Below are 14,513 nucleotides of genomic sequence, written 5' to 3'. Positions count from 1 at the left end.
GGACATCACACGATGCTCAAGACCATCATCCTGCTCACCGACACCGTGCAACAGCAGCAGCCGCTGGCCAATCTGCTCCGCGAGCACAATCGCGAGCTCGCCTTCTGCTCGGCGCTGCGCGCCCAGGATCTCAGCGCCATCGAGCCGGATGTCCTGAGCGAGGCGCGGCTGGTGTCGTTTGCCGCCGACGTCGCGGTGCCGGAAAAATTCCTGCTTCAGCTCGGCTACGGCGCCTACAAGTTCTACGCCGCGCCGACGCAATTTCCGGGTTTGCCACCGGCGCCCGACGAGAGCGACGAGGATCCGCCCTGCTACTCCGTAATCGCGCAGTCAATGATGATCTGGCCCGATTTCAAGAAAGTGGTCGGCCTGGAGACCGTGACGATCCCCGGCGGCACCGCTCCTGCCGAACGTGAACGGCTGGTGTTCTCCCGCCTTGCGCATCTGTTCTGGCGGATGTCGGGCATGATCGCGGGCGAGGTGATCGATCTCCCCGGGATCATCGGCTCCAACGAGGGCCAGCGTCCGACGCTCGCGATGATGAACTAAAGCGCGACGCCGCGCAGTTGCGCCGACAATGCGTCGCGATGCTCGGGCGCTGCAATCGCGATCATGCGGCGCGCGCGCTCGGCAAGCCCGCAGCCGCGCAGCTCCGAAATGCCCCATTCGGTGACAATGGCATCGACATCGGCGCGCGGCGTCGTTACCGTCTCGACCTGCACAACGATGCGGCTGGTCCCGTCGGAAGCCGTCGCCGGCAGCGCGATGATCGCCCTGCCCCCGGGTGACGCATTGGCACCACGCACGAAATCGAGCTGCCCGCCGATGGCGCCGATCGCGACTCCGTTCAGCGTCTCGGAATTCACACTGCCGTCGAGCCCGACCTGAAGCGCCGAATTGATCGCGACCAGCCGGTTGATCCGCGCCAGCACGCCCTGGCCATGTGTGTACGACGTCGGCCGGACCGCGACGGCCTTGTTCTGATGCACGAAGCGATAGAGCCGGTGCGTCCCGATCACCTGATTGGTGACGGTGATGCCGGCATCGATCCCCTTCTCAGCATTCGTCACCGCGCCGCGCTCGATCAGCTCGACGACGGCGTCGTTGATCAGGCCGGAATGGATGCCGAGATTGCGCGCATGCGACGACGACGACAGGATCGCATCCGGAATGCGGCCGACGCCGAACTGGAGCGTGCTGCCGTCGGCCATCAGGCTTGCCGCATGCGCGGCGATCTTGCGCGAGACCTCATCGGGCGGCGGCGACGGCAGTTCGACGGGCGGGCGGCGTGCTGCCACACGCACATGAATTGGCACGTCCTCCGGCCATTCCGCGCCAAACGTCCACGGCGCATCCGGATTGATCTCGGCGATCGCCACGCGCGCGCTGCGGGCCGCGTCGATGACATAGTCGTTGGAGAGGCTGGCGCTCAGCCGCCCGTCGGCAGTCTCAGCGAGTTGCACCAGAACGACATCGGCCTTGTGACGGCGCGACGCGAAGTCTGCGCAGAAGGCGCTGTAATTGCTCGGGATCACATCGAGCCGCCCGGCCCTCGCAAGCCGCCGTGCATGGCCGATCACGCCGTAGCTCTGGAACGAGACGCTCGCGCAGGTCCCAGAAAACGTGTCCGAAAAGATCGGTCCCACCATCATGCGGAACGCAGGCAGATGCGCCGCCTGCGCCATCAGCGCTTCGGTCAGGGTGACCGGCTCCGCCGTCGCCTGTCCGCACACCACGAGATCGTTTTCCCGGATCAGGCCGGAAAAGTCGATCGACGAAGTGTCCCCGAACATCGTTGCCTCAATACGACTTCGCCAGCCCCAGCACCTTTTCCGCGATGAAGCTGAGCGCGAGCTGTGGGCTGACCGGCGCGATGCGCGGGATCAGAACCTCACGCAAATAGCGCTCGACGTGAAACTCCTTGGCATAGCCGAAGCCGCCATGGGTCATCACCGCCTGCTCGCAGGCCGAAAAGCCGGCTTCGCCCGCGAGATATTTTGCGGCATTGGCCGCGGCGCCGCAGGGCATGCCCTTGTCGTATTGCCAGGCCGCCGACATCACCATCAGCCAGGCCGCCTCGAGCTCGACCCAGTTCACCGCGAGCGGATGCTGAATGCCTTGATTCTTGCCGATCGGACGATTGAACACCACGCGTGTCTTGGCGTATTCGGTCGCGCGCGACAGCGCGAGCTTGCCGAGACCGACCGCTTCCGCCGCGATCAGGATACGTTCCGGGTTCATGCCCTCGAGGATGTACTGAAAACCCTTTCCTTCTTCGCCGATACGGTCTTCCATCGGAATTTCAAAGTCCTCGAAGAACAGCTCGTTGGAATCGACGATCTTGCGGCCCATCTTCTCGATCTCGTGGACCTTGATCTTCTTGCGGTCGAAGTCCGTGTAGAACAGGCTGAGGCCGTGGGTCGGCGAGCGCACTTCTTCCAGCGGCGTGGTGCGCGCCAGCAGCAAAATCTTGTGCGCGACCTGGGCGGTCGAGATCCACACCTTCTGGCCGTTGACGATGTAACGGTCGTTCTTGGCGACCGCGCGGGTCTTGAGCTGGGTGGTGTTGAGGCCGGTGTTGGGCTCGGTGACGGCGAAGCAGGCCTTCTCGCGGCCCTCGACCATCGGCGGCAGCATGCGCTTGCGCTGCTCCTCGGTGCCGAACACGACAACGGGATTGAGACCGAACACGTTGATGTGCACTGCGGAGGCGCCGGACATGCCGGCGCCGGATTCCGCGATGGTGCGCATCATGATCGCGGCCTCGGTGATGCCGAGGCCCGAGCCGCCATATGCCTCCGGCACGCAGATGCCGAGCCAGCCGGCATCGGCGAGTGCCTTATGGAAGTCGTGCGGAAAGCCGCCGTCGTGGTCCTTCTTCAGCCAATAGGCATCGGGAAAGCCCTCGCAGATCTTTGCGATGGCGTCGCGAATGGCTTCCTGCTGGTCGGTGAGCGCGAAATCCATGATGATCTCCTTGTGGAGGCTCGTTGGGCCTAGCGCCCCATCTGCGAGGGCAGCCAGAGAATGATCGACGGAAACGCCACCAGGATCGCGATCGCGATCAGATGAGCGATGAAATGCGGGAAGGTGCCGTGGAACACTTCCGCCACCGGCCGCTTGGCATAGCGGGCGACGATGAAGCAGTTCAGCCCGACCGGCGGCGTGATCATGCCGACCTCCGCAGTGACGATCTTGATGACGCCGAACCAGATCGGGTCGAAATCCAGTGTCTTGATCAGCGGCAGCACGATCGGCACGGTCAACACCAGGATCGCGATCTGGTCCATGAAGGAGCCGAGCACGATATAGCCGCACAGGATCAGCGTGATGATGATCCAGCGCGAGGTCGGCAAGGACCCGATCCAGGCGACGAGATCCTGCGTGACGTGCGTCAGCGTGAAAAAGTAGCCGAAGATCGAAGCCCCGACCAGGATCATGATGATCATGCAGGTGCCGTGGCAGGCGCGCAGCAGCGTCTTGTAGAGCGAGGTGGGCGTGATCTTGCCCTTGACGATCGCAAGCAGGAAGGCACCGAACGCGCCGAAGGCGGACGCCTCCGTCGGTGTCGCAACGCCGAGATAGATCGTGCCTGTGACGATCGAGAACAACACCACCATCGGCGAGACCTGCCACAGCAGCGCGAACTTTTCGCGCCACGGCACTGACTTGGCGGCTGGCGCACGCGAGGGATCCTGCCAGACCAGGAAATAGATCGTCGCCATGATGGTGAAGGTGACGAGGATCGCCGGGATGATGCCGCTGATCAAAAGCTTGCCGATGTTCACTTCGGCGAGGAGGCCGAAGATAACGAGCGCGACGCTGGTCGGCAGCAGCATCGACAGCGTGCCGGAGATCGCAACGACACCCGCGGCCATCTTTGGCTCATAGCCCTGGCGGATCATCGCCGGCAGGCTGGTCGAGGACAGCGTCGCGGCCGAGGCCGTCGAGGTGCCGCAGATCGCACCGAACCCGGCGCCGGCGAGCGCGGTCGCCATGCCGAGGCCGCCGGGAACGCGGCCGACCCAGGCCGAGGCGGTCTTGAACAGATCATCCGCAACGCCCGACAGCAGCACGAGGTCCGCCATCAGCAGGAACATCGGGATGGTGATGAGCTCGTACGACGAGACAGTCGAAAGCGGCGCGGTCTCCAGGATGCCGAACAGGGTCGGAAAGCCGCCGACCATGACGAGGCCGACCGAGCCGGAAAATGCCATGGCAAAACCGACGGGCGTGCCGAGCGCGAGCAAGCCGAACAGCAGGGCGAGGACGATGAGAGGTGTCATGGATGCCTGCCGTTACTCAAAGCCGCGCGCTTCGCCGACGCCGGTGACCGGCGGCAGCGGATAGAGGTCGCGTCCGCTGACGAGGCTCAGCACATTGCCGACGAGCTGGAGCGCCAGCCGCAGCACCAGCACGCCGCAGCCGAACGGTACCAGCGCCGCGGAGATCCAGGTCGGCCACGGGATGGCGCCGGAGAGCACGTCATGCTGCTCGTAATTCTCCAGCGCGCGCTCGAACCCAACTTTGCAGATCAGCACGAACACGAACAGGCCGGCGAGCGCGGTGACGATCTCGGACAGCCGCCGCCCAGTGGGCGAGAAGCGCGAAGCAGGATGTCGACGCCGACATGGACGTGTTCGCGCAAGGCGTCCGACAATGTGAAGAAGAACACGCCGGCGAGGAGATAGAGCCCGATCAGATCATAGGTGAAGGAGAACGGGCTGTTCAGCGCATAGCGCATGAACACGTCGGTCACGACCAGCATCATGATCACGAACATGAACGCCACTGCGATCACCGTCAGCGCGCGCTCCAGCGCGCCGAGCACATTTCCCGCTCGCTCGATCACGTCTTTTGCCTCCCGTTCCGATTCGGATTACTTGCCGCCGGCGGCGAGCAAGCCTTCGAACTCCTTCAACGCGGCAGAGGCCTGCTTGCCGCGGCTGTCGAGGCCGCTGGCCCATTCCTGGCCGACGCCCTTCAACTTGTCCTTCATCTCGGCGCGCGTGGCTTCCGGCAGCGGGTCGAAGCTGACGCCTTCGTCCTGCATGTGCTTCTTGGTGGTCTCGCCTTCCTTGTCGACATCGGCGCAGGCTTTGGGCGTGATCGATTCAGAAGCTTCGTCCATCGCTTTCTTCACGTCGTCAGGCAACTTGTCCCAGACCGACTGGTTGATGGAATAGGCGACGATGAAGCTGCCGAAGCTGACGCCTTCGGTGGCGTGCTTGACCAGCTTGTCGAGACCGTAGGCCACGACGCTGTCCAGCGGGAACAGCAGGCCGTCCATCGTGCCGCGCGACAGCGATTCATAGGCATCGGGCGCGGCCATGCGCACCGGCACGGCGTTCAGCGCGCGCAGCGTCAGATCCTGCGCGCCGCCGGTGGTGCGCAGCTTCAGGCCCTGCATGTCCTTGGTGGTTTCGACCTTCGACTTGACGGTCCACACCTGATAGGGCGGCAGCACCACGGCCATCAGCAGCTTGATCTTGTTCGGCGCATATTCCTGCTTGGCCAGGATGCCGTCGCGCGCGCTCTTCCAATAAGCGAGCGTGCCCTGGCAGCTGGTCGCGAACGCGCCCGGCAATTGCGCGACTTCCGACAGCGGCATCTTGTCGGAGACGTAGGACGGTCCGATGTAGCCGATGTCGACCACACCCGACTGCGTCAGCCGCAACATGTCGGCGGCCTTGCCGATCTGCTGGTTGGGATAATAGGTGAAGGTCACCGCGCCATTGGTGCGCCTGGTGACATCGTCCATCCAGGGCTTGAGCATCAGGCGGACGAGATAGTGGCCCGCGGGAAAGCTATCGGCGACCTTCAACTCCAGCGCCTGCGCCGATAGCGGCAGCGAAAGCGCGAGCGCGGCTACAGCGCGGACCAGATTCGTCTTCATTTCATTCTCCCTGACGCGTCCCCACGCCGAAGGCGGCAGCCGCTGGCTGCCCAACCGTTCGGCCCCTCGCTCCAATTTCTTGCTTGAGGAAAATGTACAAATACGTGAATTAATTTGTCAAGTATATGAACTTTGCATAGGCCTATGCACGGCAGCTCGAACTCACTGAATTGACAACGGCGTTTTCTGAATTCTAACTCCACGGATATGAATTTATCTCACGAGGCCCCATGGGACCGCTCGCCGGCTTCACCATTCTCGACCTGACCTCGGTGCTGATGGGCCCTTACGGCACGCAGGTGCTGGCGGACATGGGCGCTGACGTCATCAAGGTCGAAAGCCCCGAGGGCGACATCGTTCGCCAGATCGGTCCCGGCCGCACGCCCGGCATGGGCGGGATGTTTCACAACGCCAATCGCGGCAAGCGCAGCATCGTGCTCGACCTCAAGAAGCCCGAAGGGCGCGACACGCTGTTGCGGCTGGCGAAGAGCGCCAACGCGCTGGTCTATAATGTGCGCCCGCAGGCGATGGCGCGGCTCGGCCTCGACTACGAGACGCTGGCCGCGATCAATCCCGCCCTCGTCTATGTCGGCGCCTTCGGCTACGGCCAGTCCGGCCCTTATGCGGCAAAACCCGCTTATGACGATCTGATCCAGGGCGCGGCCACCATTCCGACGCTGCTCGCGGCCGCCGGCGACGGCACGCCGCGCTACGTGCCCGTCACCATCGCCGACCGCATCGTCGGCCTGATGATGGTCAACGCCATCATGGGCGGGCTGATGCACCAGCAACGCACGGCCATCGGCCAGCGTATCGACGTGCCGATGTTCGAATCGATGACGGAGTTCGTGCTGGTCGATCATCTCGGCGGTCTCACCTACGAGCCGCCGCTCGACCATGGCGGCTACGCTCGCCTGCTGTCGCGCTATCGCCGGCCCTACAAGACCAGCGACGGCCATCTCTGCGTGCTCATCTACAACGACAAGCACTGGCGCAGCTTCTTCGAGGCGATCGGGCAGCCGCATTTCCTCGATCAGCCGCGCTTTGCCAACCACGCCGCCCGCACAAAACATATCGACGAGATCTACGAGGAGATCGGCCACATCTTCCAGACGCGCACCACCGCGGAGTGGCGCGAACTCCTGGAACGCGCCGACATTCCGGTGATGCCGATGCACACCCTGGAGACGATTTTGGACGATCCCCATCTCAAGGCGATCGACTTCTTCAGGACGGTGGATCACCCCGTGGAGGGCCGTATCCGCCAGATGCGCGTGCCCTCCACCTGGAGCGTGACCCAGCCGGAAGCCGCCGGCCCCGCGCCGACGCTCGGCCAGCATGGCCGCGACATTTTGAACGAGGCCGGCTTCTCGGCTGGGGAGATCGAGCAGCTCGCAGAACAAAAGGCAGTTCATCTGGCGGCGCCGCCCTAAGCGCAACGCCAGCCAAATCGTACAAAACACAGGGAGGAAACGCGATGGCCGGGCTCTACTTCGAGGACTTTTCCGTGGGCCAGGAGTTCAGGCATCCGCTGACCCGAACCGTCACGGAGATGGACAACACCATGTTCAGCCTGCTGACGCTCAACCCGCAGCCGCTGCACATCGACGCGCATTTCTCCGAAAAGACCGAGTTCGGCCAACGCATTTTCAACAGCCTTTACACGCTCGGCATCATGATCGGCATGACGGTCTATGATACGACCATGGGCACCACCGTCGCCAATCTCGGCATGACCGACGTCATCTTTCCGAAGCCGGTCTTCCATGGCGACACCTTGCGGGCGACGACGAAGGTGCTTTCGTTGAGGGAATCCAAATCGCGCCCGAAGGCGGGCATCGTCGAGTTCGAGCACCATGCCTTGAACCAGAACGACGAGATCGTCGGTAAATGCCGCCGCATGGCGATGATGCACAAGAGGCCGGTCTGATGCGTTCGATGCTCTTCGTGCCGGGCGATTCCCCGCGCAAATTCGAGAAGGCGAGCGAAGGCGGCGCCGACGCGCTGATCATCGACCTCGAGGACTCCGTCGTGACCGACAAGAAGCCCGAGGCGCGCGGGCTGACATTGTCCATGCTGAAAGGCCGCCCAGGCCCGCACCAGCTCTATGTCCGCGTCAACGCGCTCGACACCGGCATGACGCTTGCCGATCTCGCCGCGGTGATGCCGGGGAAGCCTGACGGCATCGTGCTGCCGAAATCGCAAGGCGGCGACGATGTCCGGCAGGTCGCGACCTGGCTCGAGGCTTTGGAAGCCGCCTCCGGCATCACGGTTGGCACGACCCGGATCGTCTGCGTCGCGACGGAAACGGCCAGCTCGATCTTCGGCCTCGGCAGCTACAAGGGCTGCTCCCCTCGCCTCGCCGGCCTGATGTGGGGCGCGGAAGATCTTTCGGCTTCGCTCGGCGCCACCGAGAAGGCGTCGGGCGGCGTGTTCCACAGCCCCTATCGCCTCGCGCGCGATCTCTGCCTGATGGCAGCGGCCGCAGCAGAAGTGGCACCGATCGATACTGTCTACACCGACATCGACAATCTCGCAGGCCTCGAGCAGGAAACGCGCGCGGCACGGCGCGACGGCTTTTCGGCCAAGGCGCTGATCCACCCCAAGCATGTCGACGTCGTCAACGCGGCGTTCGAGCCAACCGAAGCCGAGCGCGCCTGGGCGGAGAAGGTGATCGCGGCATTCGCGAGCAATCCAAATTCCGGCACGCTGCGCCTCGACGGCCAGATGATCGACAAGCCGCATCTTCGCGCCGCGAAGAAGATCCTCGGCCAGCCCTAGATCAGGACGCAAAGCCCCGCCATGATCGTTCGCCAAGCCGCAAACGTCCTGGAGATCATGGAATTCTTCGCGCAGGCGAGGAAGCCGGCGACGCTTGCCGAGATCGCCGATCATTTCGGCTGGCCGCGCTCGTCAACCTTCAACCTGCTCGCGACACTGTCGGAGAAGGGCTATCTTTACGAACCGCGGCCCCGCGCCGGCTTCTATCCGACGCCGCGGTGGCTGGCGATGGCGCGGATGATCTCCGAGGTCGAGCCGCTGCCGCCCTGGACGCACACGCTGATCGCCGACCTCTCCGCCGAGACCGGCGAGACCGCATCGATCGTGGCGCCGGCCGGCGTGATGGCCGTGTTCATCGACGTTGTCGAGTCCCAGACCGCCATCCGCTATTTCGCGACCATCGGCCACCGCGTGCCGATCCACGCCACCGCGAGCGGACGCGCGCTGCTGCTGCAATATTCGCAGGAAGAGCGCGACTCCGTCTATCGCAAGATCGAGTTCAAGCAATACGGCCCGTCGACGCCGATCAGCATCGAGGCCGTCGAGACCGAGCTGCGTAACTCGATCGCGCGCGGCTATTGCCAGAGTTTTGCCGACTACAGCCGCGACCTCGCGGGAGCAGCGATTCCGTTGCCGATCGGCGACCGCCGCCTCTCCGTCGTGGTCGCCGGGCCGGAGTTCCGGATTGGGCCGAAGGTCGCAGAGGTCGCCGCGCTGATCGCACGCACCGTGGATCGGTTGCGTCCGAAGGCAGCTGCTTAGCGGCGAGAGGCGCTACGGCGCGACCTTGTCGCCGGTAAATCCGTTGGCGTCGAGCGCGCGACGAACCGTGCCGTCCGCCTTGGCCTCAGTCAGGAATTGTGAGGCCCAGACCTTCGCGACAACCTTGCCCTTGGGAACCACCACAACGACACCGGTCGACTGGATAACCTCGTCCAGCACCTTGGCCCCGGGAAGCTTTCGCGACAGATCCTCCAGCGCCCCCATGCCCATCGCCAGCGCATCGAGCTCGCCCTTGCCGATCAATGCGGCCGCCTCTTCCGGCTTCACGAACTTCGTCAGCCTGGCCTGCCTCAGCGACTTCTCGACCGTACGCGACGTCGACGTCCCCTCGATGCAGCCAACCCGCATGCCGGCACGATCGACATCGGCGACGGAGCGGATGTCCGAACCGGCACGAATGAGATAGCCGCTCATATAGGCGACGTAAGCGGGCCCCTGCTCGACGAACTGCTCGCGCTTGACGTCCGCCGGCATGAAGGAGAGATCCCAGACGTCCTTGCCGCTGGCGGCAGCGATCTCATCCGAGCTCTGGTACTCGACGAGCTGGAGCGGAACGTTGAGCATGCCGGCGGCAGCCTTGGCGAGCTCGACGGTCACGCCGCGCGGCTTTCCAGTCGAAGGATCGCGCGTGGCCCAGAACGCCGACGCGGCAGGGCCGACGGCGACCGCCACGCGCAACGTCCCCGTCGGCGCGACATAGAGCGTCTCCTCCGCTACGGCGGCGGCGACGCCGGCAGTGAGTGCCAGACCAAGAGCCAGCATGATGCTGCCAGTCAAAAAAGAGCGCATGATACGCACAGATCATCCTTCCGTCTGAGCATCCGCCCGACGCCACGGGCTCCGGACTATTCGGCCACCCCGTAGAACTTCATCTGATAGTCGTGGAACAGGGCGTTTCGGCGTTCGGCCGTCGTGCCAAAATACGGCGAGCCGTTGGTGGCGCCCGTCGATGTTTCGCCGAACGACAGATACGTGCCGTTGTTGGAGCGGGTGCTCCGCGGCCAGGCCGGCAAGGCCTCGCCGTTGGGATCGCCGGTCTTGACGAAATTGGCCCACATCGACGACGCCTGTTCCGCCAGCTCGAAGTCATAAGGACTCCACTGGCGCTGACCGGGCTCGTTGCGAAGCGAATTAAAGGTGTACCAGAGATCCGACGAATGCCATGCGCCGTAGAACTCGCGGTCACGGCCGGGCGGAGGATGATCGAAGTAGAACACGTAGACCTTGCTGCCCGGATTTTTGGCGCTAAGGAGCGAGCCCGCGACGCGGTTTTGCTCCAGCAACAGGTCGGCCTGGGCCTTGAGATGCTGACGGTAGGCATCAAGCGGCGTGGATGCAGGATAAAGCTTTTCGAACGAATATCTGGCGTACAGCTCCTCGCCAAGAAGCTGTTTCCAGTAGGCATGGAAGGCAGGGACCTCCATGACCTTGTCCGGCGTGCCATCCAGCGCCGTCCGTTCGTCGGCGACGGTGCCAACGATGACGTCGACGCCGTTCAACGCCCCTTCCTTCAACAGATCGACCGAGTCCGTGGTCAGGACATTGCCGTCGATCGCCGCATAGATGTTGCTTGTCACGGCATACATGTCGTCGATCTTGGCCTGGTCCTTGTAGAACTCCGCCGCCGGAAGCTGCCTCAGATCGTCCAGGGTCTTGCCGGGGAAATATTTCTGGAAGACCGCGCCGGCCGCGGCCATCTTGTTCTCCAGCGTCACGTAGTTCGGTTTTCCCGGTTGCGCCATCACGGTGGGGCTGCTGTGCATGATCGCGCGGCGGAACAGGCCCTTGGCGAGCGGCGTGGACAAGAGGGTTCTGACATTGCGCGATCCGGCCGACTGGCCGGCAATGGTCACGCTGCCCGGGTCGCCGCCGAATGCGCCGATGTTCTTCTTCACCCATTTGAGCGCTTCGACAGTGTCGAGCACGGCGAAATTTCCCGCGCCTTCGTCCTTCATGCCAGGTAACGCAAGAAAGCCCATGATGTTCAGCCGATAGGCGGCCGAGACAACAATGATACCCTTGTCGGCCAGCTTGGCCGCATTGAACTCGACCTCGGAAATGTTGCCGTGCCGGTTGCCACCGCCATGGTAGTAGACCATCACGGGCAGCGACCCACTGGCAGGCTTCACGGGTGCCCAGATGTTCAGATAGAGGCAGTCCTCGCTGTCCTTGGGATCCTTGGACGGGTCCCAATAATATTCGTTGAAGTAGAATGTCCCCGGCGGATTTGCACTCGCGAGCTGGTAGCACCGGTTCGGCCACGCGGTGCTTTCCCTTACTCCCGGCCATGACAGCACCGGCTGAGGCGCCTTCCAGCGGTTGGCGCCAACTGGCGGCGCCGCAAACGGCACCGCCTTGTAGACGGTCACTCCGGCAACATCGGTGGGGACGCCACGAATGTTGCCGCCTTCCACCGATATGGTGGAATCGGAATTTTGGGCGGCGGCAGACGAAACAATCAGCCCGGCCAGGGCCACAACGAGACTCATGGTGTAGAGCTTCATCACCAGACTCCTCCCCTCGGCGCTGCGAGAGTCGTTTCGGTGCACCCGGATCGTGGGCGGACTAGACGATCTTGATCGACATATCCGGCAAGCCCTCGAGCTTGCACAGCAGCACATCGCCCTTCACCACCGGGCCGACATTCTCCGGCGTGCCGGAGTAGATGATGTCGCCGGCCTTCAGCTCGAAGGCTTCCGATAGCTTCGCAATCTGCTCGGCGACGCTCCAGATCATCTTGCTGAGATCCGAGCTCTGCTTCACCGCGCCGTTGATCGCCAGCGAAATGGCGCCCTTCTCGAAATGGCCGGTCTTGCTCGCGGGATGGATCGGGCCGATCACCGCGGCATGGTCGAAGCTCTTGCCGATCTCCCAGGGCTTCTTCTCCGCGGCCATGCCGTTCTGGAGATCGCGCCGGGTCATGTCGAGGCCGAGCGCGTAGCCATAGACATGGTCGAGCGCCTTTTCGGCGGGAATGTTGCTGCCGCCGGATTTCAGCGCGGCGACCAGCTCGACCTCGTGATGATAGTTCTTGGTCAGCGACGGATAGGGATGATCGGCGACTGCGCCGATCGCGACATTCTGGATCGCGTCGGTCGGCTTCTGGAAGAAAAACGGCGGCTCACGGTTCGGATCCGAGCCGCGTTCGATCGCGTGCGCGGCATAATTGCGGCCGATGCAGTAGATGCGGCGGACCTGGAACACCTGGGTCTCGCCGACGATCGGAATCGAGATCATCGGCACCGGGAACATCGGCCTGGGTGTGGCCTGCGCTGCGGCCGGCGTTGCTTCGGCGATACCTGCGGCCGTCATCGCGGCTGCGGCGGTGAGCACGCTGCGTCGCGTGGTCTTTGTCATTGGCTTCACTCCCTGATTTTGCCTTTTCTTCTGCAACGCCCGTCTTAGAGACAAACGATGGGCGGGCCAATGGCCAGCCACTACGTCTTAAGTCGCGACGCGATCGAAGAACTCCCGGACCTTCCGCGCACAGACATCCGGATCGGTGGCCGCGACGTGATAGGAATCGCCGGGCAGCACTTCGAGCCTCGCACCTGGGATGGTCTCCTGCCATGCTTTCACGGACGCGACGTCGCCGAGACCCGAACCGGTCGTGGTGATGACCAGCGTCGGACGCTTGATGGACGGCAGCTCACCGGTGACGTCGACCGACGGCACCATCTTCAAAAACGCTTCCAGCGTCGAGGCCTTGGTCTTCGACATCAGACCGATCCACCAATCGAGCGCGGCCGGCGGCAGCGACGAGCCGAGCCGGCCGGCGGTGGTCTCGCGCACCCAGGCTTCAACGCCCTGCTCGCGGATCTGCTTGCGCCAGGTCGGCGCGCGCTCGTTGAACGAGGTGAGCGAGGCCGGCGCGCCGACCGCGGCAACCGCGATCACGCGATTGGGATACTTTGCGGTGAGATGCAACGCCAGCGTGCCACCGATCTTGCCGCCGATGAGGAAGACGCGATCGAGCTTGAGTGCGTCAAGCATCCGGATGATGTCGTCGCCGAGGCCGGCGAAACGGTAGACATAATCGCCCTGCATCGGCGTCGAATCGCCGTAGCCGCGCAGGTCGGGACGCACGACCAGATGATGCGTCGCGAAATACGGCACCCAGCGCCGGAACGCCTCGCCGCTTTCGGCGAGCCCGTGCAGCATCACGACCGGCGGCCTGATGTCCCATGGCAGCAGATAATCGTCGATGCGAACCGCGAGCTCGCAATCGTCGCTGACACCGATCTTCCGCAGGTCGCTAGCCATCAGATGCACCTCGTTCCACCGCCATCGACATTGATGCAGGTCCCCGTAATGAAGGATGCGCGGTCCGAGCATAGGAACGCGACAAGGCCGGACACTTCGTGCGGCTGACCGACGCGGCCGAGCGGCACCGATGCGATGGCAGCCGCATTCGTCGCGCCGCGATCCTGTCCCGCGATCGCCGCACCCTGCGAGATCAGGCTGTCCCAGCGATCGGTCTGCACCGGACCGGGATTGACGCCGGTGACCAGCACATTGTCCGGTGCGCATTCCTCGGCAAGCGCCAGCGTGAAGTTCAACAGCGCGGCGTTGACCGCGCCGCCCGCCATATAGGCCGCACGCGGCTGATGGCCGCTACGGCCGATGATGTTGATGACGCGCCCCCAGCGCCGGTCGCGCATTTCGGGCAGCACGTTTCGCGCGCAACGCATGTAGCCGAGCAGTTTCAGCTCGATCGACTTGGCCCAGACCGCATCCGGTGTCTCCGCGATCCGGCCCATTGGCGAGGCGCCGGCATTGTTGACGAGGATGTCGATGCGGCCGAAAGCTTCGCGGGCGGCATCCATCGCCCGCGCGATGTCGTCCGGCTTGGTCATGTCGCCGGCACAGGCGACCACACGCCGGCCGGTCTCGCGCGACATCTCTGTGGCTGCCGCCGCAAGGCGCTCGGCGTCGCGCGCAATAACCACGACATGCGCCTGCTCGCGGGCGAGCTCGGCCGCGATCGCGCGCCCGATGCCGATGCTGCCGCCGGTGACGACGGCAACCTTGCCGCCCAGGTTCAAATCCATGG

14 protein-coding genes and 1 pseudogene are annotated in these 14,513 nt (G+C 64.0%); 5 read left to right on the top strand and 10 right to left on the bottom strand.

The genetic code is table 11. From position 1 onward, the window contains the following. Nucleotides 1-12: 12 nt before the first annotated feature. A complete protein-coding gene (locus IC761_RS07930) occupies nt 13-549 on the top strand; it encodes a hypothetical protein (RefSeq protein WP_195802706.1) in 537 nt (178 codons plus the stop codon). On the opposite strand, the gene IC761_RS07925 is transcribed toward IC761_RS07930, so the two are convergent. The 5 genes and pseudogenes from IC761_RS07925 to IC761_RS07905 all read right to left on the bottom strand — a co-directional run bounded on the left by IC761_RS07925 (nt 546) and on the right by IC761_RS07905 (nt 5,896). After that, on the bottom strand, nt 546-1,793 hold the full coding sequence (locus tag IC761_RS07925; RefSeq protein WP_195802705.1) for an acetyl-CoA hydrolase/transferase family protein: 1,248 nt from the start codon (nt 1,791-1,793) through the stop codon (nt 546-548). The two genes, IC761_RS07930 and IC761_RS07925, sit on opposite strands and share 4 nt — an antisense overlap. A 7-nt stretch (nt 1,794-1,800) precedes the next feature. Next, nucleotides 1,801-2,967: an acyl-CoA dehydrogenase family protein gene (locus IC761_RS07920; protein WP_195802704.1), complete on the bottom strand. Its 1,167-nt coding sequence runs from the start codon at nt 2,965-2,967 to the stop codon at nt 1,801-1,803. A gap of 29 nt (nt 2,968-2,996) precedes the next feature. After that, complete coding sequence (locus IC761_RS07915; protein ID WP_195802703.1) at nt 2,997-4,286, bottom strand: TRAP transporter large permease; 1,290 nt, start codon at nt 4,284-4,286, stop codon at nt 2,997-2,999. 12 nt (nt 4,287-4,298) lie between these two features. Next, a pseudogene (locus IC761_RS07910) lies at nt 4,299-4,852 on the bottom strand (TRAP transporter small permease). Between the two features lie 27 nt (nt 4,853-4,879). Then, entirely contained in the window at nt 4,880-5,896 is a 1,017-nt protein-coding gene (locus tag IC761_RS07905) for a TRAP transporter substrate-binding protein (protein ID WP_195802702.1), read from the bottom strand. A gap of 230 nt (nt 5,897-6,126) precedes the next feature. Between IC761_RS07905 and IC761_RS07900 the strand changes: the two genes are divergently transcribed. The 4 genes from IC761_RS07900 to IC761_RS07885 are packed head-to-tail and all read left to right on the top strand — an operon-like array spanning nt 6,127 to nt 9,439. Further along, nucleotides 6,127-7,329 carry a CaiB/BaiF CoA transferase family protein gene (locus IC761_RS07900; protein WP_195802701.1) on the top strand — a complete coding sequence of 401 codons (1,203 nt, stop codon included), beginning with the start codon at nt 6,127-6,129 and terminating at the stop codon, nt 7,327-7,329. Between the two features lie 44 nt (nt 7,330-7,373). After that, on the top strand, nt 7,374-7,826 hold the full coding sequence (locus IC761_RS07895) for a MaoC family dehydratase (RefSeq protein WP_195802700.1): 453 nt from the start codon (nt 7,374-7,376) through the stop codon (nt 7,824-7,826). Further along, entirely contained in the window at nt 7,826-8,677 is an 852-nt protein-coding gene (locus tag IC761_RS07890) for an HpcH/HpaI aldolase/citrate lyase family protein (RefSeq protein WP_195802699.1), read from the top strand. The genes IC761_RS07895 and IC761_RS07890 overlap by 1 nt, the downstream gene beginning before the upstream one ends. 21 nt (nt 8,678-8,698) lie before the next feature. Next, on the top strand, nt 8,699-9,439 hold the full coding sequence (locus IC761_RS07885; RefSeq protein WP_195802698.1) for an IclR family transcriptional regulator: 741 nt from the start codon (nt 8,699-8,701) through the stop codon (nt 9,437-9,439). A 12-nt stretch (nt 9,440-9,451) separates the two neighbouring features. On the opposite strand, the gene IC761_RS07880 is transcribed toward IC761_RS07885, so the two are convergent. From IC761_RS07880 to IC761_RS07860, 5 genes are all read right to left on the bottom strand, one after another. Beyond that, on the bottom strand, nt 9,452-10,249 hold the full coding sequence (locus IC761_RS07880) for a transporter substrate-binding domain-containing protein (protein WP_195802697.1): 798 nt from the start codon (nt 10,247-10,249) through the stop codon (nt 9,452-9,454). A gap of 56 nt (nt 10,250-10,305) precedes the next feature. Continuing rightward, complete coding sequence (locus IC761_RS07875) at nt 10,306-11,964, bottom strand: carboxylesterase/lipase family protein (RefSeq protein WP_195802696.1); 1,659 nt, start codon at nt 11,962-11,964, stop codon at nt 10,306-10,308. A gap of 61 nt (nt 11,965-12,025) precedes the next feature. Next, nucleotides 12,026-12,817, bottom strand: coding sequence for a fumarylacetoacetate hydrolase family protein (locus tag IC761_RS07870; RefSeq protein WP_195802695.1), 792 nt, complete (start codon nt 12,815-12,817; stop codon nt 12,026-12,028). Nucleotides 12,818-12,904: 87 nt separating this feature from the next. Next, nucleotides 12,905-13,723, bottom strand: coding sequence for an alpha/beta fold hydrolase (locus IC761_RS07865; protein ID WP_195802694.1), 819 nt, complete (start codon nt 13,721-13,723; stop codon nt 12,905-12,907). Then, entirely contained in the window at nt 13,723-14,511 is a 789-nt protein-coding gene (locus tag IC761_RS07860; RefSeq protein WP_195802693.1) for an SDR family NAD(P)-dependent oxidoreductase, read from the bottom strand. Before IC761_RS07860 ends, IC761_RS07865 begins: the two co-directional genes overlap by 1 nt. Between the last annotated feature and the right edge of the window lie 2 nt (nt 14,512-14,513).

The organism is Bradyrhizobium commune (assembly GCF_015624505.1).
Classification (GTDB): Bacteria; Pseudomonadota; Alphaproteobacteria; order Rhizobiales; family Xanthobacteraceae; genus Bradyrhizobium; species Bradyrhizobium commune.
Note: the sequence above shows the minus strand (reverse complement) of the source record. Positions and strands in the feature narration are given on the sequence as shown.

Bases quoted from the DNA above. Each gene is read 5' to 3' on its own strand.
- IC761_RS07895 (WP_195802700.1), top strand. From the start codon at position 7,374: ATGGCCGGGCTCTACTTCGAGGACTTTTCCGTGGGCCAGGAGTTCAGG.
- IC761_RS07890 (WP_195802699.1), top strand. From the start codon at position 7,826: ATGCGTTCGATGCTCTTCGTGCCGGGCGATTCCCCGCGCAAATTCGAG.
- IC761_RS07875 (WP_195802696.1), bottom strand. From the start codon at position 11,964: ATGAAGCTCTACACCATGAGTCTCGTTGTGGCCCTGGCCGGGCTGATT.
- IC761_RS07925 (WP_195802705.1), bottom strand. From the start codon at position 1,793: ATGTTCGGGGACACTTCGTCGATCGACTTTTCCGGCCTGATCCGGGAA.
- IC761_RS07860 (WP_195802693.1), bottom strand. From the start codon at position 14,511: ATGGATTTGAACCTGGGCGGCAAGGTTGCCGTCGTCACCGGCGGCAGC.
- IC761_RS07885 (WP_195802698.1), top strand. From the start codon at position 8,699: ATGATCGTTCGCCAAGCCGCAAACGTCCTGGAGATCATGGAATTCTTC.
- IC761_RS07920 (WP_195802704.1), bottom strand. From the start codon at position 2,967: ATGGATTTCGCGCTCACCGACCAGCAGGAAGCCATTCGCGACGCCATC.
- IC761_RS07905 (WP_195802702.1), bottom strand. From the start codon at position 5,896: ATGAAGACGAATCTGGTCCGCGCTGTAGCCGCGCTCGCGCTTTCGCTG.
- IC761_RS07865 (WP_195802694.1), bottom strand. From the start codon at position 13,723: ATGGCTAGCGACCTGCGGAAGATCGGTGTCAGCGACGATTGCGAGCTC.
- IC761_RS07915 (WP_195802703.1), bottom strand. From the start codon at position 4,286: ATGACACCTCTCATCGTCCTCGCCCTGCTGTTCGGCTTGCTCGCGCTC.
- IC761_RS07870 (WP_195802695.1), bottom strand. From the start codon at position 12,817: ATGACAAAGACCACGCGACGCAGCGTGCTCACCGCCGCAGCCGCGATG.
- IC761_RS07930 (WP_195802706.1), top strand. From the start codon at position 13: ATGCTCAAGACCATCATCCTGCTCACCGACACCGTGCAACAGCAGCAG.
- IC761_RS07880 (WP_195802697.1), bottom strand. From the start codon at position 10,249: ATGCGCTCTTTTTTGACTGGCAGCATCATGCTGGCTCTTGGTCTGGCA.
- IC761_RS07900 (WP_195802701.1), top strand. From the start codon at position 6,127: ATGGGACCGCTCGCCGGCTTCACCATTCTCGACCTGACCTCGGTGCTG.